The sequence below is a fragment of the Streptomyces sp. NBC_01190 genome, assembly GCF_045039895.1.
GTDB lineage: Bacteria > Actinomycetota > Actinomycetes > Streptomycetales > Streptomycetaceae > Actinacidiphila.
Window position 1 is genome coordinate 1,938,819 of the sequence record NZ_CP108580.1, and the last position, 21,103, is coordinate 1,959,921.

At 73.6% G+C, this 21,103-nt stretch carries 15 protein-coding genes; 14 read left to right on the forward strand and 1 reads right to left on the reverse strand.

Features of this window, described 5'->3' with window-relative positions:
• Window positions 1-63: 63 nt before the first annotated feature.
• From OG519_RS08275 to OG519_RS08330, 12 genes are all read left to right on the forward strand, one after another.
• A complete protein-coding gene (locus tag OG519_RS08275; RefSeq protein ID WP_405580644.1) occupies window positions 64-1,860 on the forward strand; it encodes a phosphatidylglycerol lysyltransferase domain-containing protein in 1,797 nt (598 codons plus the stop codon).
• Window positions 1,861-1,903: 43 nt separating this feature from the next.
• The gene (locus OG519_RS08280; protein WP_405580647.1) at window positions 1,904-2,629 is read left to right on the forward strand and encodes a hypothetical protein; all 726 of its coding nucleotides are present in this window, start codon (window positions 1,904-1,906) and stop codon (window positions 2,627-2,629) included.
• Between the two features lie 21 nt (window positions 2,630-2,650).
• Window positions 2,651-3,445, forward strand: coding sequence for an adenosylcobinamide-GDP ribazoletransferase (locus tag OG519_RS08285; protein WP_405592567.1), 795 nt, complete (start codon window positions 2,651-2,653; stop codon window positions 3,443-3,445).
• A gap of 234 nt (window positions 3,446-3,679) precedes the next feature.
• Entirely contained in the window at window positions 3,680-5,188 is a 1,509-nt protein-coding gene (locus tag OG519_RS08290) for a leucyl aminopeptidase (RefSeq protein ID WP_405580650.1), read from the forward strand.
• Between the two features lie 225 nt (window positions 5,189-5,413).
• Entirely contained in the window at window positions 5,414-6,802 is a 1,389-nt protein-coding gene (gene lpdA, locus OG519_RS08295) for a dihydrolipoyl dehydrogenase (RefSeq protein ID WP_405580653.1), read from the forward strand.
• A 52-nt stretch (window positions 6,803-6,854) separates the two neighbouring features.
• Window positions 6,855-8,672 (forward strand): 2-oxoglutarate dehydrogenase, E2 component, dihydrolipoamide succinyltransferase, encoded by a 1,818-nt coding sequence (sucB, locus tag OG519_RS08300; protein WP_405580656.1) that lies wholly within the window; start codon window positions 6,855-6,857, stop codon window positions 8,670-8,672.
• A 183-nt stretch (window positions 8,673-8,855) separates the two neighbouring features.
• Entirely contained in the window at window positions 8,856-9,509 is a 654-nt protein-coding gene (locus tag OG519_RS08305; protein ID WP_405580658.1) for a GntR family transcriptional regulator, read from the forward strand.
• 330 nt (window positions 9,510-9,839) lie between these two features.
• Window positions 9,840-12,557, forward strand: coding sequence for a pyruvate dehydrogenase (acetyl-transferring), homodimeric type (gene aceE / locus OG519_RS08310; protein ID WP_405580661.1), 2,718 nt, complete (start codon window positions 9,840-9,842; stop codon window positions 12,555-12,557).
• Window positions 12,558-12,800: 243 nt separating this feature from the next.
• Window positions 12,801-13,811 (forward strand): GNAT family N-acetyltransferase, encoded by a 1,011-nt coding sequence (locus tag OG519_RS08315; RefSeq protein WP_405580664.1) that lies wholly within the window; start codon window positions 12,801-12,803, stop codon window positions 13,809-13,811.
• 119 nt (window positions 13,812-13,930) lie between these two features.
• Window positions 13,931-14,443 (forward strand): DUF4240 domain-containing protein, encoded by a 513-nt coding sequence (locus OG519_RS08320; RefSeq protein ID WP_405592569.1) that lies wholly within the window; start codon window positions 13,931-13,933, stop codon window positions 14,441-14,443.
• Window positions 14,444-14,457: 14 nt separating this feature from the next.
• Window positions 14,458-15,351, forward strand: coding sequence for a TIGR01777 family oxidoreductase (locus OG519_RS08325; protein WP_405580667.1), 894 nt, complete (start codon window positions 14,458-14,460; stop codon window positions 15,349-15,351).
• 141 nt (window positions 15,352-15,492) lie between these two features.
• Window positions 15,493-16,950 carry a pyridoxal phosphate-dependent decarboxylase family protein gene (locus OG519_RS08330; protein ID WP_405580670.1) on the forward strand — a complete coding sequence of 486 codons (1,458 nt, stop codon included), beginning with the start codon at window positions 15,493-15,495 and terminating at the stop codon, window positions 16,948-16,950.
• 39 nt (window positions 16,951-16,989) lie between these two features.
• Here the strand turns inward: OG519_RS08330 and OG519_RS08335 are convergent, their stop codons facing one another.
• On the reverse strand, window positions 16,990-18,615 hold the full coding sequence (locus tag OG519_RS08335; protein WP_405580673.1) for a regulator: 1,626 nt from the start codon (window positions 18,613-18,615) through the stop codon (window positions 16,990-16,992).
• Window positions 18,616-18,925: 310 nt separating this feature from the next.
• Here OG519_RS08335 and lipB point away from each other — a divergent pair, with 310 nt between their 5' ends.
• Window positions 18,926-19,717, forward strand: coding sequence for a lipoyl(octanoyl) transferase LipB (gene lipB / locus OG519_RS08340; RefSeq protein WP_405580675.1), 792 nt, complete (start codon window positions 18,926-18,928; stop codon window positions 19,715-19,717).
• Between the two features lie 292 nt (window positions 19,718-20,009).
• Complete coding sequence (gene lipA / locus OG519_RS08345) at window positions 20,010-20,963, forward strand: lipoyl synthase (RefSeq protein ID WP_405580677.1); 954 nt, start codon at window positions 20,010-20,012, stop codon at window positions 20,961-20,963.
• The last annotated feature ends 140 nt before the right edge of the window (window positions 20,964-21,103 follow it).

The window sequence follows — 21,103 nt, forward strand, 5'->3', positions numbered from 1 at the left end:
CACCGCCCCTCCCCCCGGCCCCGTTAAGCAGAAAATAGGACAAAAGCCCGTAAGCTCCCCGCCATGGGAACGGGCAGCCCCGCCGTCGAGCGGCCATCGGCAGCCGCGCCGGGCGGCGCCGCGGGCCGCCGCACGGCCCGCGCCGCCCCCGCCCGCCACGCGGCCACCCTCACCGTCTGGTACCTGCGCGCCGTCGCCGCGGTGAATCTGCTCGGCGCCGTCTGGGTCAGCCTCGGCGCCGACATCCGCCGCCACAACGCCCAGGACTACGTCACCCCCTACCTGCTCACCGCGGGCTTCACCTCCGGCGCCTTCGCCCTCTTCCTCGCCGTGACGATGCGCCGCCGCAAACGCGCCGCCTGGATCCTCAACCTGGTGCTGTGCGGCCTGTTCCTCACCGCGCTCGCGCTCAGCATGGGGTGGCCGCAGATCCACCGCCACGTCCAGAACTGGGTCTCACTGGCCCTCACCACCACCTTCCTCGCCGCCCTCCTGGTGGGCCGGCGCGAGTTCCGGGCCAAGGGCGACCCGGCCAACCCCTGGCAGGCCGCCCTCACCGCGGTGGCCGGGCTGGCGCTGGCCGCGCTGATCGGCACCGGCCTGGTCGCGGCCACCGACTCCGGGCACGGCGCGGGCTTCGGCGACACCTTCGGCTACGCGGTGGGCCGGCTGGTCTCACTGGTGCCCGACGACTCCGCGTTCATGGCGATCGCCGCCCCCGGCTGGGTCGACGTGGTGGTCAACGTGATGAGCACGCTGCTCTTCCTGCTGGTCCTCTTCGTCGCCTTCCGCTCACCGCGCGGCCGCGAACTGCTCTGCGCCGCCGACGAGGAGCGGCTGCGCGGCCTGCTCGGCGCGTACGGCGACCGCGACTCGCTCGGCTACTTCGCGCTGCGCCGCGACAAGAGCGTGATCTGGTCGCCGAGCGGCAAGTCGGCCATCGCCTACCGGGTGCTCGGCGGGGTCTCGCTGGCGTCCGGCGACCCGATCGGCGACCCGGAGGCGTGGCCCGGCGCGATCGGGGCGTGGCTCGCCGAGGCCGAGGAGCACGCCTGGGTGCCCGCGGTGATAGGGGCGAGCCAGGAGGCGGGCACCGTATACGCGCGGCACGGCCTGGACGCCCTCGAACTCGGCGACGAGGCCATCGTGGAGACCGCCGACTTCACCCTCGACGGGCGGGCGATGCGCACGGTCCGGCAGGCGTACAACCGGGTCCGCCGCTCGGGCTGTACGGTCCGGATCCGGCGCCATCGCGACATCCCGGCGGCCGAGTTGGACCTGCTGGTGGAGCGGGCCGACCGCTGGCGGGACGGCTGTACGGAGCGCGGCTTCTCCATGGCGCTCGGCCGGCTCGGCGACCCGGCCGACGGCGACTGCGTGATGGTCGAGTGCCATGACGGCGCCGGCTCGCCGCGGGCGCTGCTCAGCTTTGTGCCCTGGGGGCCGCGCGGGCTGTCGCTCGACCTGATGCGGCGGGACCGGGGCGCGGACAACGGGCTGATCGAGTTCCTGGTGATCGAGCTGATCCAGCGGGCCGACGAGGTCGGCATCGAGCAGATCTCGCTGAACTTCGCGATGTTCAGGTCGGTGTTCGAGCGGGGGTCGCGGCTCGGCGCGGGTCCGGTGCTGCGGCTGTGGCACTCGCTGCTGACGTTCTTCTCGCGGTGGTGGCAGATCGAGTCGCTCTACCGCGCCAACGCCAAGTTCCGGCCGATCTGGGAGCCGCGCTATGTCCTGTTCGGCAAATCCAGCGAACTGCCCAGGATCGGTCTCGCCGGCGCCCGGGCCGAAGGATTCCTCGGCCCACCCAAGCTGCCCACCCGGCTGCCCACCGGACTGCGTCGCCGCCAGACCGGCTGACCGGCCGTCACCCCCGCCCGCGGGCCACCGCTCCCGCCGCCCCGTGCGCGCCGTCGCCGGCCGGTTCGCCGGGGCCGGGTCGGGCGCCGTCCTCGCCGACGTACGCCACCGGCTGCGGACGGCCGGGCTCCGGGCGGTGCCGCTGACGCTCACCGCGTGCGCCGGCATCCTCGGGCTCCAACTGCTCCAGCACTGGCCGCACACCCGCGGCTGGGTGGACCGGCTCGGCGGGGTCTACGCCACCCTGCCGTGGTGGCAGGAGCTGCTGCGTACCCCGCTGTCGGTCTTCGTACCCGATCCGGAGCTGCCGGTCTGGGGGCTGGCGCTCCAGGTCGTGGTGGTGTTCGGCCTCGCCGAGACCACCCTGCGCACCCGCCGCACCGTCGTCGTCGCGCTGCTGGCCACCGTCGCCGGGAGCTGCTTTGCCCGCTACTCCCTGTGGATCGGGCCCGGCGGCTTCCTCGGGCTGCCGGGCCACGAGCTGCGCCTGCGTGACACCGGGCCCTCGGCCGCCGTGGTCGCCCTCGGGGTCTACACCGCCTGCCGCTACCGCATGGGGTGGACGGCCGGCGCGATCGCCCTCGCCATGGTCGTCGAGGTGCTCTGCCTGCCCAATCTGGCCGGCTTCGAGCACCTGGCGGGTGTCGCGGCCGTCCTGGCCCTGACGGCGGCGGAATCCGCCCGCGCCGCCGGCCGGCCCCGGCCCGCCGCCCGGAGCGGGACGGCCGCCGATCCGTCCGCCCCGGTCCCTGGCGGCCCGGGGCGATAGCCTCGCGCGGTGAACGAACCCATGGCCGCGGCCCCCGCCCGGGCCTCCCTCGCCGACGCGTTCCGGTTCGCCTTCGGGACGCTCAGCGTGCTGCCGGTCCGGCTGCGGCGCTGGGACCGGGCGGCGGCCGGCGGCGGGATGGCGGTCGCGCCGCTCGTCGGGCTGGTCGTCGGGGGCGCGGCGGCGCTGGCCGGCGGGGTGCTGACCGCGCTCGGCGCCGCTCCCCCGCTCGCGGCCGTCGCAGCGGTGGCCGGGCCGGCCGTACTGACCCGGGGACTGCACCTGGACGGGCTCGCGGACACCGCGGACGGTCTGGGCAGCGGGCGGCCCGCGGCGGACGCGCTGCGGATCATGAAGCAGTCGGACATCGGTCCCTTCGGCGTGGTCACCCTCGTCCTCGTCCTGCTGACGCAGACCGCGGCCCTGACGGCCTGTTACGGGCACGGCCCGGTGTACGGCGGCGGCGCCGCGGTGCTCGCCGGGGCGGCCGGGCGCGCGGCGATGACGCTCGCCTGCCGGGCGGGGGTGCCGGCCGCCCGGCCCGGCGGCCTGGGCGCGGCGGTGGCGGGCGCGATCAGGCCGCTGACCGCCTGGGGCGTCGCCGTGGGGTGCGGGGCGGCGGCCGCCGCGGCCGCCCTGCCGGCCGGCGCGCCGACCGCGCTGCGGGCGGCGATCGCCTGGTGCGGCGCCCTCCTCGCCGCCGAGGCGCTGCTGCGGCGGTGCGTGCGCCGTTTCGGCGGCGTCACCGGCGATGTCTTCGGCGCCCTCTGCGAGGTCGCCGCCACCACCGGCCTCGTCATCATCGCCCTGCGCTGAATCACCCCCGGTCCTGACCGACCGGGACGTTCGCGGCGGCCGCCCGCGGGCGGCCGCCGGGCGGCCCACCTGCGCTTGGTGACTGGGCGTAGGCTCAGACGGCTGATACGGCCCCACGCTCCCGCCTCCGCCGCGGCGCTCCCGTGCCGGGCGGCGGAATACGATGCGGGTGCCATGGGCCGGGCCACCCAACGGCCGCTGACAGGACCTCGACCGAATAGGACCTCATCCACTGTGACTGCACTGACACTCAGTACCTCCTCCGCCGCGGCGCTGCGTGCGGACGCCGTTGTCATCGGCGTGGCCAAGGGCCCCAAGGGGCCGCGTATCGCGCCGGGGGCCGAATCGGTGGATTCCGCGTTCGACGGCAAGCTGGCGGCCACGCTGGAGACCCTCGGTGCCTCGGGCGCCGAGGGCGAGGTGACCAAACTGCCCGCACCGGCCGGGGTCAAGGCAGCGGTCGTGGTCGCGGTGGGTCTCGGCGAAGCCCCTGAGGGCGCCGCGGGCTACGACGCCGAGGCGCTGCGCAAGGCGGCGGGCGTCGCGGCCCGCACCCTGTCCGGGGCGAAGAAGGCCGCCTTCGCGCTGCCGGCCACCGGCGCCGCAGAGGTCGAGGCGGTCGGCACGGGCGCGCTGCTCGGCGCCTACGCCTTCACCGCCTACCAGTCGAAGGCGGGCGCCAAGGTCCCGCTGGCCGAGGTGGCGATCACCGGCGCCAAGCCGCGCGACAAGGCCCACAAGGCCGCCGCCGAGCGCGCCGCCGCCGTCGGCGCCGAGGTCAACCGGGCCCGCGACCTGATCAACACCCCGGCCAACGACCTGGATCCGAAGGCCTTCGCCGCCGCCGTGCAGAGCGCCGCCAAGGAGTTCGGCCTCAAGGTGGAGGTGCTGGACGAGAAGGCACTGGCCAAGGGCGGCTTCGGCGGCATCCTGGGCGTCGGCCGCGGCTCCGCGACCCCGCCCCGGCTGGTCCGGCTCGCGTACACCCACGCCAAGGCCACCAGGACGCTCGCCTTCGTCGGCAAGGGCATCACGTACGACTCGGGCGGCATCTCGCTGAAGCCGGCCGGCCACAACGAGACGATGAAGTGCGACATGAGCGGCGCCGCCGCGGTGTTCGCCGCGATCGTGGCCACCGCCAAGCTCGGCCTTGAGGTCAATGTCACCGGCTGGCTGGCGCTGGCGGAGAACATGCCGGGCGGCAACGCCACCCGTCCCGGTGACGTGCTGACGATGTACAGCGGCAAGACCGTCGAGGTGCTGAACACCGACGCCGAGGGCCGGCTGGTGCTCGGTGACGCGCTGGCCCGTGCCTCCGAGGAGAGCCCGGACGCGATCGTGGACGTGGCGACGCTGACCGGCGCGATGGTGCTGGCGCTGGGCGACGAGCGGTTCGGGATCATGTCCAACAACGACGGGTTCCGGACCGCCGTGCACACCGCGGCGCTGGCCGAGGGCGAGGACTCCTGGCCGATGCCGCTGCCGCCGGCGCTGCGCAAGACCTTCGACTCCCCCACCGCGGACATCGCCAACATGGGCGTCCGGATGGGCGGCGGTCTGATCGCGGGGCTCTTCCTGAAGGAGTTCGTCGGCGAGGGCATCACCTGGGCGCACCTGGACATCGCGGGCCCGGCCTTCAACGAGGGCGGTCCCGCCGGCTACACCCCGAAGGGCGGCACCGGCACCGCGGTGCGCACCCTGGTGCGGCTGGCCCGGCAGGCCGCGGACGGCGATCTGCTCTGATCGGGTGAGACCGAGGTGAGATCGGTCACGTACGGCCCCGGGCGACATGCGCGGGGCCGTACGCCGTGTTCCCACTGTCGGGCCCGGTGCTCCGCAAGCGGTTCAGAAGTGCGAAGATGTTGTCTCGGCACGACAGGGCCCCCTTTGAGACAAAGCGGCCGAACCAAAGCCGCCGCCCGGTCTTGGTGGACCGGCTCCGGCGAACCCATGCATGGAGGACGTGACGTGGCGAACGACGCCAGCACTGTTTTCGACCTAGTGATCCTCGGCGGTGGCAGTGGAGGCTACGCAGCCGCCCTGCGTGCCGCGCAGCTGGGACTGGACGTCGCCCTGATCGAGAAGAACAAGCTCGGGGGCACCTGTCTGCATCAGGGATGCATTCCCACCAAGGCGCTGCTGCACGCCGGCGAGATCGCCGACCAGGCTCGCGAGAGCGAGCAGTTCGGTGTCCGGGCCACGTTCGAGGGCATCGACATCGCCGCCGTGCACAAGTACAAGAACGATGTGATCGCCGGCCTCTACAAGGGCCTGCAGGGCCTGGTGGCCTCGCGCAAGGTCACCTACATCGAGGGCGCGGGCCGGCTCTCCTCGCCCACCTCGGTGGAGGTGGGCGGCCAGCGGATCGAGGGCCGGCACGTCCTGCTCGCGACCGGCTCCGTACCGCGCTCGCTGCCGGGCCTGACCATCGACGGCGACCGGATCATCTCCTCCGACCACGCCCTGGTGCTCGACCGGGTGCCGAAGTCGGCGATCATCCTGGGCGGCGGCGTGATCGGCGTCGAGTTCGCCTCGGCGTGGAAGTCCTTCGGCACCGACGTCACGATCGTCGAGGGCCTGCCCCACCTGGTGCCGGTCGAGGACGAGAACAGCTCCAAGCTGCTGGAGCGGGCCTTCCGCAAGCGCGGCATAAAGTTCAACCTCGGCACCTTCTTCCAGGGCGCCGAGTACACCGCCGACGGGGTGAAGGTGACGCTCGCCGACGGCAAGACCTTCGAGGCGGAGGTGCTGCTGGTCGCGATCGGCCGCGGCCCCGTCTCGCAGAACCTCGGGTACGAGGAGCAGGGCGTCGCGATGGACCGCGGCTTCGTGCTGGTCGACGAGTACCTGCGCACCAACGTGCCGACCATCTCGGCCGTCGGCGACCTGGTGCCGACCCTCCAGCTCGCGCACGTCGGCTTCGCCGAGGGCATCCTCGTCGCCGAGCGGCTGGCCGGCCTGAAGACCGTGCCCATCGACTACGACGGTGTGCCGCGCGTGACGTACTGCCACCCGGAGGTCGCCTCCGTGGGCATCTCCGAGGCGAAGGCCAAGGAGCTCTACGGCGCCGACAAGGTCGTCACCCTCAAGTACAACCTCGCGGGCAACGGCAAGAGCAAGATCCTCAAGACGTCGGGCGAGGTCAAGCTCGTCCAGGTCCGCGACGGTGCCGTCGTCGGCGTGCACATGGTCGGCGACCGGATGGGCGAGCAGATCGGCGAAGCCCAGCTCATCTACAACTGGGAGGCGCTGCCGGGCGAGGTCGCGCAGCTCATCCACGCCCACCCCACCCAGACCGAGGCGCTCGGCGAGGCCCACCTGGCCCTCGCGGGCAAGCCGCTGCACTCGCACGACTGACCCTCCGCCACGCCACCCCATCCGTACAGATCCGTTAGGAGCAACCGCAACCATGGCGGTTTCCGTAACCCTGCCGGCGCTCGGTGAGAGCGTGACCGAGGGCACCGTCACCCGCTGGCTGAAGGCCGAGGGTGAGCGCGTCGAGGCCGACGAGCCGCTGCTCGAGGTCTCGACCGACAAGGTCGACACCGAGATCCCCTCGCCCGCGTCCGGTGTGCTCGCGTCCATCAAGGTCGCCGAGGACGAGACGGTCGAGGTCGGCGCCGAACTGGCCGTCATCGACGACGGCAGCGGCGCCCCCGCGGCTGCCCCCGCTCCCGCCGCCGAGCCGCAGCCCGAACCCGCCGCGGCCCCGGCCCCCCAGGCCGCTCCTTCCACTCCCTCCACCGAGGTGGAGGAACCCGCGCCCGCCCCGACGGCCGAGGCCGTCAAGGGCGGCAGCAGTGCGGCCGGCACCGATGTGACGCTGCCGGCGCTCGGCGAGAGCGTGACCGAGGGCACCGTCACCCGCTGGCTGAAGCAGGTCGGCGAGAGCGTCGACGCCGACGAGCCGCTGCTTGAGGTGTCCACCGACAAGGTCGACACCGAGATCCCGTCCCCGGTCGCGGGCACCCTGCTGGAGATCCTGGTCCAGGAGGACGAGTCGGCCGAGGTCGGCGCCCGGCTGGCCGTCATCGGCGCGCCCGGTGCCGCCCCGGCGGCGGCGCCGGCACCCGCCGCGCCCGCTCCGGCGCCGGCCGCCCCGGCGCCCGACCCGACCCCGGCTCCGGCGCCCGCGGCTGAGGCACCCGCACCTGCTCCGGCACCGGCACCGGCACCGGCTCCGGCGGCTGAAGCACCCGCCCCCGCGCCGGCCGCGCCCGCCCCGGCCCCGGCTGCTCCGGCCGCCGCCCCCGCCCCCGCCCCGCAGGCGGCGGCACCCGCGGCTCCGGCCCCCGCCGCCGCGGACGACGCCGCCTATGTCACCCCGCTGGTCCGCAAGCTCGCCGCCGAGAACGGCGTCAGCCTCGGCTCGGTGCGCGGCACCGGCGTCGGCGGCCGGATCCGCAAGCAGGACGTGCTCACCGCCGCCGAGGCGGCGAAGGCCGCTGCCGCCGCGCCGCCCGCCAAGGCCCCCGCCGCGTCGAAGTCCGCTCCCGCGGTGTCGCCGCTGCGCGGTCAGACGGTCAAGATGACGCGGATGCGCAAGCTCATCGGCGACAACATGATGAAGGCGCTGCACTCGCAGGCGCAGCTGACCACCGTGGTCGAGGTGGACATCACCCGGCTCATGCGGCTGCGCGGCCAGGCCAAGGAGTCCTTCCTCGCCCGTGAGGGCGTGAAGCTCTCCCCGATGCCGTTCTTCGTCAAGGCCGCCGCCCAGGCGCTCAAGGCGCACCCGGGGATCAACGCCCGGATCAACGAGGACGAGGGCACGGTCACCTACTTCGACTCCGAGAACATCGGTATCGCGGTGGACTCCGAGAAGGGCCTGATGACCCCGGTCATCAAGGGCGCCGGCGATCTGAACATCGCCGGGATCGCCAAGAAGACCGCCGAACTGGCGGGCAACGTCCGGGCCAGCAAGATCACCCCGGACGACCTGGCGGGCGCCACCTTCACCATCAGCAACACCGGTTCGCGCGGCGCGCTCTTCGACACGGTCATCGTGCCGCCGAACCAGGCCGCGATCCTGGGCATCGGCGCGACCGTCAAGCGCCCGGTGGTCGTCGAGACCCCCGAGGGCACGGTCATCGGCATCCGTGACATGACCTATCTGGCGCTCTCCTACGACCACCGGCTGGTGGACGGTGCCGACGCGGCCCGTTACCTGACGGCGGTCAAGGAGATCCTGGAGGCCGGCGAGTTCGAGGTCGAGCTGGGTCTCTGACGGCTCCGGGCCGGCCCGGCCCGCGCCGCCCGGCCTTACGGCGCCCCCGTTCCCGTCAGTCGGGGACGGGGGCGCCGTGGTATCCGCGGCGAGCCGGTCCGGGAGCCGCGCCCGCCGGGATGGCGGCAGGGTTGCCTCCTGGTCGTATCGTCTATCCCACGTCTACGGGAAGGACCGCACCCCATGGCCGCTGGCGCCGCTCAGCAAGCCGAGGCCCCGCTTCTGGTCGTGCACAGCCTTCGGGAGCAGATCCGCGAGCACATCCTGGAGGGCATCGTCAGCGGGCGCTGGCAGCCGGGTGAGCGGATCGTGGAGCGCCGGATCGCGGTGGAGCTGCGGGTGAGCCAGACGCCGGTGCGGGAGGCGCTTCGTGAGCTGGAGACGCTGCGGCTGATCGAGTCGGCGCCCAACAAGGGCGTGAGGGTGCGCAATCTGACCGCGGCCGACCTGAAGGAGAGCTATCCGGTCCGGGCCGGTCTGGAACAGGTCGCGGCCGAACTGGCCGCCGAGGCGCTGGCCGGTGACCCCTCGGCGCTGGAGCGGGAGGTCGCCGCGCTGCGGGCGGCCGACACCGGGCCGGCCGTCGAGGCGCAGGTGCGGCACACCGTCGCCTTCCACCACGAGCTGGTCCGCGCGGCGGGCAACGCGGTACTGCTGCACGCCTGGGAGTCGCTCGGCATCGAGGTGTGGACGACGCTCTCCATCCGCTGGCTGAGCCCGGCCCCGCGGGCGTACGCGGCCGAGCACCAGGAGATCGTGGACGCCTTCGTCCGCCGGGACCCGGACATCACCGCCCTGATCAAGGCGCATGTGCTGAGCTGCGCGCCGCAGGTCTGAGCCGGCCGGTCCCGCTCCGGCCCAAGAAGGGCTGAAGGGCGGCTGAAGGCTGCCCCAAGGTGGCTGTGGGAGCCTGAGGGGGTTCGAGGGGTCCGCGCGGGTCACACCACGGTTTCCAAGGCGCCACGCCGCTGACACTCTGTGCCCGCAAGGTTGACACGGGGTGCCGACTTTGGAAATCTCGCCGGTTTCGTGGTCATTTCCTTTCGGTTGGCCATTGATCGATCATCGATCGGCGACGTACCGTGGAGTCCGGAGGGGCGAGCCCTGTCATGCCGACCCAAGAACTCGCACTCTCCATCCCTCCCTCCGTTCGGAAGGCGGCACCCCATGCCCGACGACGTACGCCGACCACGGCTGAGTCAGCTCGACCAGATCCCGGACCGCGACCCGGAGGAGACCGCCGAATGGCGCGCCTCGCTCACGGCGGTCACCGAGTCCGCGGGTCCGCACCGGGCCGCGTACCTGATGCGGCGCACCCTGGAGTCCGCCGGTGACGGCGGCGTGGTGCTGCCGCCGCTGCTGGAGACGGAGTACATCAACACCATCCCGACCGCCGCCGAGCCCGCCTACCCCGGCGACGAGGCGATGGAGGCCCGGATCACCGCCTGGAACCGGTGGAACGCCGCGGCGATGGTGACCCGCGGCAGCAAGCTGGGCCTCGGCGGCCACATCGCCACCTTCGCGTCGGCGGCCTGGCTCTACGAGACCGGCTTCCAGCACTTCTTCCGCGGCAAGGAGGGCCTGGCTGGCTCACCGGCCGGGGGCGGGGGTTCCGGCGACCAGCTCTACCTCCAGGGCCACGCCTCCCCCGGCATCTACGCCCGCGCCTTCCTCGAAGGCCGGCTCTCCGAGGCGCAGCTCGACCGCTTCCGCCAGGAGGCCGGCGGCGACGGCCTGCCCTCGTACCCGCATCCGCGCCGCCTGCCCTGGCTGTGGGAGTTCCCGACCGTCTCCATGGGCCTCGGCCCGCTTTCGGCGATCTACCAGGCCCGCTTCAACCGGTATCTGGAGCACCGCGGCATCAAGGACACCTCGGACTCGCACGTCTGGGCGTTCCTCGGCGACGGCGAGATGGACGAGCCGGAGTCGACCGCGTCCCTGGCCCTGGCCGGCCGTGAGGGCCTGGACAACCTGACCTTCGTCATCAACTGCAACCTCCAGCGGCTCGACGGCCCGGTCCGCCCCAACTTCAAGATCGTGCAGGAGCTGGAGGCGCAGTTCCGCGCGGCGGGCTGGCATGTGATCAAGGCGCTGTGGGGAGCGGCCTGGGACGAAGTGATCGCCCAGGACACCGAGGGCGCGCTGCTCAGGCGGCTGCGGGAGACCCCCGACGCCCAGTTCCAGACGTACGCCACCCGGGACGCCGGCTATCTGCGCGAGCACTTCTTCGGCGCGGACGCGGCGCTGCGCACCATCGGCGCGAAGCTGTCCGACGCCAAGCTGCTGGAGCTCTTCCAGACCTCCCGCGCCGGGCACGAGCCCCGCAAGGTGTACGCGGCCTACCGCGCCGCCGTCGAGCACAAGGGCGCCCCGACGGTGATTCTCGCGCAGACGGTGAAGGGCTACACGCTCGGCGCCGGCTTCGAGTCGCGCAACGCCAACCACCAGATGAAGAAGCTCACCGGCCCGCAGTTCCGCACCATGCGCGATCTGCTGGAGCTGCCCATCCCGGACAGCGCGCTTGACGCGGACGTGGTCCCGTACTGGCACCCGGGCGAGAACTCGCCCGAGGTCCGGTATCTGCGGGAGCGGCGGGCCGCGCTGGGCGGCCCGGCGCCGGCCCGCACGGTGGTCGCCAAGCCGCTGCCCGCGCCCGCGGCCAAGCCGTTCACCGCGCTGGAGAAGGGTTCCGGCGGCCAGGAGATAGCCACCACCATGGCGTTCGTCCGGCTGATCAAGGATCTGATGCGGGAGAAGGAGACCGGCCGCCGCTGGGTGCCGATCGTTCCCGACGAGGCCAGGACCTTCGGCATGGAGTCGCTCTTCCCGTCGGCGGGCCTCTATTCGCCCAAGGGCCAGACGTACGACCCGGTCGACCGCGACCAGCTCCTGTACTACAAGGAGGCGAAGGACGGCCAGATCCTCAACGAGGGGATCACCGAGGCGGGTTCGGTCGCCGACTTCACCGCCGCGGCCACGTCGTACGCCACCCACGGCGAGCCGATGATCCCGTTCTACATCTTCTACTCGATGTTCGGCTGGCAGCGGACCGCCGACCAGTTCTGGGCGCTCGCCGACCAGTTGGGCCGCGGTTTCGTGATCGGCGCGACGGCCGGCCGCACCACGATGACCGGTGAGGGGCTCCAGCACGCCGACGGCCACTCGCATCTGATCGCCTCCACCAACCCGGCGGCGATCTCCTACGACCCGGCCTTCGCCTACGAGGTGTCGGTGATCGTCCGCGAGGGCCTGCGGCGGATGTACGGCGAGACCGCCGCGGACGAGGACCCCAACGTCTTCTACTACCTGACGGTCTACAACGAGCCGAAGATCCAGCCGGCCATGCCCGAGGGTGTCGAGGAGGGCATCCTCAAGGGCCTCTACCGCTACCGGCGGGCGCAGGACGCGGTGCGGACGCCCGCGAACGCGCCGCAGGCGCAACTGCTGGCCTCCGGTACCGCCGTCCACTGGGCGCTGGAGACGCAGCGGCTGCTCGCCGAGGACTGGGGCGTGGCGGCCGACGTGTGGTCGGCGCCGTCCTGGACCGAGCTGCGGCGCGAGGCGCTGGAGTGCGACGCGGCCCGGCTTCACGGCGAGGAGCGGGTGCCGTACGTGACGCGGGCGCTGGCCGGCGCGCCGGGACCCGTGGTGGCGTTCAGCGACTGGATGCGGGCGGTGCCGGACCAGATCGCGCCGTGGGTGGAGCAGGAGTGGACGTCGGTCGGCACCGACGGATTCGGCCTGTCGGACACCCGGGACGCGGCGCGGCGCCACTTCGGGGTGGACCCGCAATCGCTGACGGTGCGGACACTGGCGGCGCTGGCCCGGCGCGGCGACATCAACCCGGCCACGGTCAAGGAGGCCGCCGAGCGGTACGGGCTGTAGTCCCCGGGGCGGTCCCCGGCGGCGTGCGGCGATCCCCCTGGCGGCGTGCGGCGGGACCTCGGTCCGCCGTGCGCCGCCTCGCGATGCCCGATGCCGCCGGGGGGTGGGCCGGGCGGGGGGCCGGGGGGCTGGGCTCCTGTAACCGGTGTGGCCGCCGAGAAGGACGTGATCAGGACATCCACAGCGACCTCCCGGCTCGAAAGGGATTGCGGCGCTCCGCCGAAAACGGTTAACGTCCCCCGGATGGCTGCCAACCCGAGCCCCTTGACGGCTCCCACCGCCGAGGACTTCCGTGCCTGGCACCGGGTGTGGTCGGCTGCCCTGGCGCACGACCGGCCCGGCGACCCGGTGCCCTCGGTGGATGCCTTGCGGGCCCAGCTCACCCAGGACGGCAGCGACAGCCGTCAGGTGCTCTGGCTGGTGCGCGGCTCCGGGCAGGACCCGGTGGCCACCGCCGCCCTGCGGCTGTTCACCGCACCGGGCCGCGCCCACCTCGCCGAGGTGGACATGACCGTCCACCCGGCCCACCGGCGGATGGGCGCCGGCTCCCGGCTGCTGGCCACCGTCACCGAGGCGGCCACCGAGGCGGGCCGCCGTACCCTCGCCACCCGGGTGATCGCCGGGACGTCCGGCGAAAGCTTCCTGGCCACCCGCGACTTCGCGCCCGCGCTCCGGCTCGGTGTGCTGCGGCTGTCGCTCGACGACATCCCCGAGCCCATCGGCAAGCTGCCCGACCTGCCGCACCCGGGATACCGGCTGACGTGGTGGGAGGGCGTCGTCCCCGACGAGCTGGCGGCCGGCTTCGCCCGGGCCAAGGAGGGCATGGCCGACATGCCGGGCGGCGAGGTCCTCGGCACCGTGACAGGGGCCGCCGGGGCCGCCGGGAACGAAGAGAGGGTCCGCGAGGCCGCCCGGGTCGTCGCCCGGCGGGGCGAGCGGCTGCTGACCGTGGCCGCGGTCGCCGAGGCGGACGGCGCGGTGGCCGGCTACACCGAACTGGTGCTCGACGCGGACGCCGGCGGGGTCGCCCAGCAGTACGACACCGCGGTCCTCGCCGCCCACCGCGGCCGCGGGCTCGGCCTGTGGATGAAGGCCGCCATGCTGCGTCTCGTGCCCACCGTGGACCCGGCGATCACCGCCGTCACCACCGACAACGCCGACGACAACCGGCACATGCTGGCCGTCAACTCCGCACTCGGCTTCCGGCCCCGGCGGCGCGTGGTGATCTACCGGCTGAAGCTACCGGTACGCTGACCCGTCCCGGGCATACGTCCGGTGATCCCGCGCTCCGGCCGGGAGATCGTCAACAACACGGGTGTATCCGGGGCGCTCCGCGTGCGTGCCGGCGCGGCAACCGGGAAGCTGGACGCGTGATGGACGAGACGGAGTTCTGGGAGATCGTCGATACTACCCGCGAGGCCGCGGACGGCGATCCGGACGAACACGCCGACCTGCTGGTCGAGAAGCTGGCCCAGCTCGACCCCGACTCGGTGGTGGACTTCGCCCGGCACTTCGAGACCAGATTCCTGCGCGCCTTCACCTGGGAGCTGTGGGGCGCCGCCGACGTGATGCTGGGCGGCGCGGACGACGAGTCCTTCGACTACTTCCGCTGCTGGCTGATCGCCCAGGGCCGCCATGTCTTCGAGGGCGCACTGAGCGCCCCTGACGACCTGGCCGAGCTGGCCGAGTCCTTCGACGCGGAGACCGACGGCGACGCGGAGGACGTGGGATACGCGGCGGACGAGGCGTACGAGCAGCTCACCGGTGTGCGGCTGCCCGACCTCGGTCTCGCGGAGCCGGAGAGCCCCGAGGGCGAGCCGATCGACATGGACGACGAAGAGGCGATGGCGGAGCGCTATCCGCACCTGTGGGCCCGGTTCGGCTGAAGAGAGGCACCCCCATGCGTATCGCGGTCACCGGAGCCTCCGGGCTGATCGGTTCCCATCTCATCGAGTCGCTCAGCGCCGACGGCCACGAGATCCGCCGGCTGGTCCGCCGCCCGCCCGAGCGGGTCGACGAGGTGCGGTGGGATCCGGCCGCCGGGACGGTGGACACCGCGGGTCTGGCCGGCACCGAGGTGGTGGTGCACCTGGCGGGCGCGGGCATCGGCGACCGGCGCTGGACGGCGGCGCGGAAGAAGGAGCTGGTCGACAGCCGGGTGCGCGGCACCGATGTGATCGCCCGCGCGGTCGCCTCGCTCGACACCCCGCCCAAGGTGCTGGTGTGCGGGAGCGCCATCGGCTTCTACGGCGACACCGGTGACTCCGCCGCGGACGAGGACAGTCCGGCCGGCGAGGGGTTCCTGCCGGAGCTGGTCGAGGAGTGGGAGGCCGCGGGCGAGCGGGCCCGCGAGGCCGGCATCCGTACCGTGCACGCCCGCACCGGTCTTGTGGTGGCGAGCAGCGGCGGGGCGTGGGGACGGCTCTTCCCGATCTTCAAGGCCGGGCTCGGCGGGCGGCTCGGCAGTGGGCGGCAGTACTGGAGCTTTATCGCACTGCACGACGAGATCGCCGCCCTGCGGCACCTCATCGACACCGAGGAGCTGTCCGGACCGGTGAACCTGACCGCGCCCGAGCCGCTCACCAACCGCGAGGTCACCGCGGCGATGGGCCGTGTGCTGCACCGCCCCACCCTCGCGACGGTGCCGGCCCCGGTGCTGCGGATCGCGCTCGGCGAGTTCGCCGGCGATGTGCTGGGCAGCCAGCGGGTACGGCCCAAGCGGCTGCTCGGTTCCGGTTTCCGGTTCACCTACCCGGGGATCGACGAGGCGATCGAGGCGGCGCTGCGGCCGTAGGGCACGGTCGTCGGCGCGCCCGGCTGAGCGCACGGCCGGGCGCGCTGAGGGTGGGAAGGGGCCATCTCCCTGCGGGTTGGGGCCAGATGGGAGCAAGTGGACCGCGACAGGTCGGGGTTGGCGGACCTACCGTGCCGGTTCATGGACGCACTGCTCGCCGGGGACCTCGCTCGGCTGCCGGAACTGCTCGGGATGACGCGGGAGTACGCCGTTCGCTTTCTGGCCGGGCTCGACGAGCGGGCCGCCGCGCACGCGGGGTGGCGGGCGGCCGACGGCAAGGCACCGCTGCCCGCCGAGGGGCGCGGCCTCGCGGCGGCGCTCGCCGAGTTCGGGGAGCGCTGGGAGGCGGGCCTGTCCGGGAGCGCGGGCCCGCGCTACCTCGGCTTCGTCACCGGCGGCGCCACCCCCGCCGGGCTGGCCGGCGACTGGCTCACCGGCACGTACGACCAGAACGCCGCGTCCGGCGGTGACTCCTGCGCGGCCGAACTGGAACAGGAGACCCTCCGCTGGCTGCGCGAGCTCTTCGGCCTCGGGGACGCCCACTCCGGTGCCTTCGTGAGCGGCGCGACCGCCGCCAACACCGTGGGGCTCGCCATCGCCCGGGAGTGGGTGGGCGAGCGCCTCGGAGTGCGGGTGTCGCGGGCGGGCGCCGACGCGCTCGGCCCGGTCACCGTACTGTCCGGCGCCCCCCACTCCAGCATCGGCAAGGCGCTGTCGATCCTGGGCATCGGACGGGACCGGCTGCGTACGGTCGCCACCCTGCCGGGCCGCGAGGCGGTGGACGTGCCCGCGCTGGCCACCGCGCTGGCCGAGCTGCGCGGCCGGCCCGCCGTCGTCGTGGCCAACGCCGGCACCGTCAACACGGTCGACTTCGACGACCTGCGGGCTGTCGCGGCGCTCCGGGACCGCTTCCCCTTCTGGCTGCACGTGGACGCCGCCTTCGGCGGCTTCGCGGCCCTCTCCCCCGCCCACGCCCACCTCACCGCGGGGCTGGACCTGGCCGACTCGGTCTGCGTCGACCTGCACAAGTGGCTCAACGTGCCGTACGACTGCGCGGTCCAGTTCACCCGCCGCCGTGATCTTCAGACCGCCGTCTTCCACAACGCCTCCCCCTACCTGGGCGTGCCCGATCCCGCCGACCCCGACTTCCTGCACCTGACCCCGGAGAACTCCCGCCGGCTGCGCGCCCTGCCGGCCTGGCTCACCCTGACGGCCTACGGCGCGGCGGGCCACGGCGAGATCGTCGTCCGCAACGCGGCCTGCGCCGCCTCGCTGGCCGCCGCGCTCGACGCCGAACCCGCGTTCCGGCTGCTCGCCCCGGCCCGGCTCAACGTCGTCTGCTTCACCCTCGCCGACCACCCCACCCCGGCGCGCCTCGCGGCCCTCTCCGCCGCGGTCACCGCCTCGGGCGAGGCGTTCCTGACCCCCACGGTGTACGGGGGCGGGCCGGCGTTGCGCGCCGCCTTCTCCAACTGGCGCACCACCGAGGCCGATACGGCCCGCGTCCACCGGGCCCTCGTCACGGCCGCACGCGACCTCCCGGCCCCGGAGCAGCCGCGCCACCAGCCGTACCGCGGAGAGGAAGCCCGCACCCCGTAGGACCCCTCCCCGGCGGCCGCGCCCGCCGGGTGCGCGGCGTCACTGCGGCAACGCGGCCAGCCGGTCGTTGAAGGCGCGGGCCGCCGCCGTGTCGCGGTACGGGTCGAGGCGGCGGCCGAAGTCGCGGACGTACTCCGCCGCGCGCAGCGACCGCATGTCCGCCGCCTGCTTGGCCGCCTCCAGGCCGTGCGCGCAGGCCACGTCGACCTCGCCGAGACCGAGCCGCGCGCAGGCGAGGACGACGCGGGCGAAGAGCCGGCTGCGGGCGTAAGCGGGTGACCGCAGCTGGAGCGACTTCTCCGCGTACTGAGCCGCGATCCGCCATTGCAGGAGGTCCCGGTGGCAGTGCGCGAACTCGCTGGCGAGCTGCGCCTCGTCGAAGAAGCGGGCCCAGCCCGGGATCTCGTCGCCGCCGCGGGCCGCGGCGAGCGCGCGTTCGGCCCTCGCGAGCGCGGCCGTGCAGGCGCGGCCCTCGCCGAGCAGCCCGTGTCCGCGCGCCTCGGCGGCGTGCAGCAGCGCCAGGACGACGGCCGGCACCCCCGTACCGATGCCCTGCTGGGCGACCCTGGCGAGCTGGACGGCCTCCCGTCCGTGCCCGAGATAGACCGCCTGCCGGCTCATGGTGACCAGCACATAGCCGCCGTAGACCCGGTCCCCCGCCGCCTGCGCCAGCCGCAGCGCCTGGACGAAGTAGCGCTGGGCGAGACCGTGCGCGCCGATGTCGTACGACGTCCAGCCGGCCAGCCTGGTGAGGTCGGCGACCGCGCCGAAGAGGCGGCGGCCGAGCGCCTCGCCGTAGCTGCCGCGCAGCATCGGCTCGGCCTCGTGCTCCAGATACCTGACGAGCGCCTGGCGGGCGTGGCCGCCGCCGTACGCCTGGTCGAGGCCGCGGAAGAGGTCGCCGACCGCGCGCACCGCCGCGATGTCGCCGGCGCCGATCCGCTGCCGTCCCGGATCGGCGTGGCCGGTCCGCTCGCGCGCGGGGGCCGGCTCGCCCGTCGCGGGCGGCTCCGTCCCCCTGCTCTGGCCGGGGATGCCCGGACCGGGAGCGCTCTGGCCGGGGACGCTGGGGCCGGGGATGCTTGGGCCAGGGGTCGCGCCGAGGGGCTCGCCACGGGGAGGGGGCGCGCTGCCGGTGGACGCCACGCTGTCGTCGGCGTGCCCGATCAGCCAGTCCCGGCTCGGGACCACCAGACCGGCCGGGGTGAACGCGATCTTCCGCAGCTCCGTCTGGTTGCCGGTGTCCTTCCGCCACAGCCCGCTGACGATGTCCACCGCCTCACCGGGTGTGGCGGCGTACTCGAGCCCCGCGTACACCGGCGCGCACGCGTCGAGCCCGAGATCCTGGGCGGACAGCCGCCGCCCGAGCCGCTGGGTGAACACCTCGGCGATCAGCGCGGGCGTCGTGCCGCGCGGCTGCTGGCCGCGCAGCCAGCGGGTGACGGACGTCTTGTCGTAGCGCAGGTCGAGGCCGTGTTCCAGGCCGAGCTGGTCCACCCGGCGGGCCAGCCCGGCGTTGGAGAAGCCGGCTTCGGCGATCAGCGAGGCGAGCCGGCTGTTGGGCCGGCCCGGCCCACTCGGCTGGGCCGTGCCCTGGACCCCGGCGGCCGGTCCGGTGGGGCGGTCGGGGCGGTCGGGGTGTCGCTGCGTTGCGGGGTCCGTCATCGGCAGTGCGGTCCACTTCCGCTGGGAGGCTGGGAGTCTCAGGATCGGCGTGAATGTAACGGTCTGCGCCGGGAAGTTCACCGTAAGAACGGCATATTCGCCCGAATGGGGGACAAGGGACCATCGCGCCCCAGCGCGCTCCGGGCCCCCTTCCGTCCCGCCGAGGTCGGTCGCCGGCGGCTGCTCCGGGTCGCCGGCGGAGGCCGCCGGTGACCCCGGTCAGCGACGGCCGCCCGCCGCCGTACAGTGAGTGGGGCGCCATGTGAGACCCACGGCCGGCGCCGGGCCAAGGCATCGCGGAGGAGTCGTCGTGAGTGAGCTGGACTTCGTTCACCTGGGGTTCGGCGCGGACGCCGTCGACTACCAGGAGGCGTGGCAGGAGCAGCGCCGGGTGCACGCGGCCCGCTTCGCGGACGAGATCCCCGACACCTGCCTGCTCCTCGAACACCAGGCCGTCTACACCGCCGGCCGCCGTACCGCCGACAGTGAACGGCCGCTCGACGGGACCCCGGTGGTCGACGTCGACCGCGGCGGCAAGATCACCTGGCACGGCCCGGGACAGCTCGTCGGCTACCCGATCCTGAAACTGCCCCGGCCGGTGGACGTGGTCGCCCATGTCCGGCGGCTGGAGGACGCGCTGATCCGTACCGCCGCGGACTTCGGCCTGGCGACCAGCCGGGTGGAGGGACGCAGCGGGGTGTGGGTGCTCGGCGACGCCGTGGAGCGGCGGGGCGCGGCCGACGGCGCCGGCGGCCTGACGCTCGACCTCGACCCCCGGCTGGCCGACGAGGAGTTCGACCCCCGGCTCAACGGCCCGGAGTACGCCCCCTCCAACGCCGGCCAGCGCCGCGAGGACCGCAAGCTCGCCGCGATCGGCATCCGCGTCGCCAAGGGCGTGACGATGCACGGCTTCGCCGTCAACTGCGACCCGGACAACACCTGGTTCGACCGGATCGTGCCGTGCGGGATCCGGGACGCGGGGGTCACCTCGCTCTCGGCGGAACTGGGGCGCGAGGTGACGGTCGGGGAGGTGCTTCCGGTGGTCGAGAAGCACCTGGCCGCGGTCCTCGCCTCGTCGGTACCGCTGCCGCGGGCGGTCTGAGGCCGGGCCGAAGCCGCGCCGCCGCGGTTGCCGGGGCCGCCCGCCGGGTAGGTCCAGGGGTCGGTCCCGCGGGGCCGGCCCGGCCCGGATCCACGACGGATCCACGACGGATCCACGACAGAGCCACGACAGAGCCATGACAGAGCCATGACGAAGCCGCGACGGATCACCGGCTGGTGGACCCCCGCCGGGAATGCACCCATCAGGCCGCTGGTTGCTTCGTTACGGAGCCGTATGAATCACGGGCGTACGCTGGTGTTCGCCGAAGAATCGAAGCTGTAGGGAGCCGGTCGTGTCCGCAGTCGCACCCGACGGACGGAAGATGCTGCGCCTGGAGGTCCGTAACAGCCAGACCCCCATTGAGCGCAAGCCCGAGTGGATCAAGACCCGGGCGAAGATGGGTCCCGAGTACACGCAGATGCAGAAACTCGTCAAGAGCGAGGGCCTGCACACCGTGTGCCAGGAGGCCGGCTGTCCCAACATCTACGAATGCTGGGAGGACCGCGAGGCCACCTTCCTCATCGGCGGCGACCAGTGCACCCGGCGCTGCGACTTCTGCCAGATCGACACCGGCAAGCCGGCCGCGCTCGACCGCGACGAGCCGCGCAGGGTGGGCGAGTCCGTGGTCACCATGGACCTCAACTACGCCACCATCACCGGCGTCGCCCGCGACGACCTGGAAGACGGCGGTTCCTGGCTGTACGCCGAGACCGTCCGCCAGATCCACGCGATGACCGCGGCGCGCCCCGGCGGCGCCACCAAGGTCGAGCTGCTGATCCCCGACTTCAACGCCGAGCCGGCCCAGCTGGCCGAGGTCTTCGGCGCCCGTCCCGAGGTGCTCGCGCACAACGTCGAGACGGTGCCGCGGATCTTCAAGCGGATCCGCCCCGCCTTCCGTTACGAGCGCTCGCTCGAGGTCATCACCCGGGCCCGCGAGGCCGGTCTGGTCACCAAGTCCAACCTGATCCTGGGCATGGGCGAGGAGCGCGCCGAGATCAGCCAGGCGCTGCACGACCTGCACGAGGCCGGGTGCGAGCTGATCACCATCACCCAGTACCTGCGTCCCTCGGTGCGGCACCACCCGGTGGAGCGGTGGGTGAAGCCCGCGGAGTTCGTGGAGCTGAAGGAGGAGGCCGAGGAGATCGGCTTCGCCGGCGTGATGTCCGGACCGCTGGTGCGATCGTCGTACCGCGCGGGTCGGCTCTTCCAGCAGGCGATCGACCGGCGCGCGGAGTCGGCGGCGTAGTTCGCGGGCCGGCATGACATCACGGCGGCGCGGTTTCGTACCGTCGCGGTGGCGCGCCGTCGCGGTGGCGCGTTGGCGGGCTGTCGCGGCTTCACATAGCGCACGAACCGCCCAAAGGGCCGGTGGCTGACGGCTTTTCA